The organism is Streptomyces sp. SP17BM10 (genome assembly GCF_036322405.1).
Lineage (GTDB): Bacteria > Actinomycetota > Actinomycetes > Streptomycetales > Streptomycetaceae > Kitasatospora.
In genome coordinates this window covers 1-476 of record NZ_JAQYXB010000187.1, presented here as the reverse complement: position 1 = coordinate 476, position 476 = coordinate 1, and the positions used below count along the sequence as shown (strand labels likewise).

Annotated in this window: 1 protein-coding gene; it reads right to left on the bottom strand. The window is 69.7% G+C overall.

What is annotated here, in order from left to right:
- Nucleotides 1–61 precede the first annotated feature (61 nt).
- Nucleotides 62–476: phosphopantothenoylcysteine decarboxylase domain-containing protein (locus tag PUR71_RS00645; protein WP_329924297.1), on the bottom strand; the 415-nt coding region annotated here is incomplete at its 5' end.

Here is a 476-nt window from a genome sequence, read left to right as displayed (position 1 = left end):
GTCACCCGCTTCCGGAAAACGAGACCGTTATCAAGCGACTCTCCGACCGGACTCAAGCGCCTTACGGACGGTTACCGACCGTTTCCAGTCGCTTCACGACCAGGTCCCAGACCACGTCCGCGAGCACCTCCTTGGGGCCGCCCGGAACGGCCGTCTCACTGCCGTCGGAGCCCAGCACCACGGCCTCGTTGACGTCCGTCCCGAAGGCCGTGCCGTCGCCGACCTCGTTGACGACGAGCAGGTCGCAGCCCTTGCGGGCGAGCTTGGCGCGGCCGAACGCGAGCACGTCGTCGGTCTCCGCCGCGAAACCCACGACCAGTTGGCCCGAACGGGTCCGGGGGGCGGACAGCTCGGCCAGGACGTCCGGATTGCGGACCAGCGCGACCGGCGCCGGCTCGACCCCCTCGACCTTCTTGATCTTGCCGGTGACGTACTCGGCGGGCCGGAAGTCGGCCACCGCCGCCGCCATGACCACG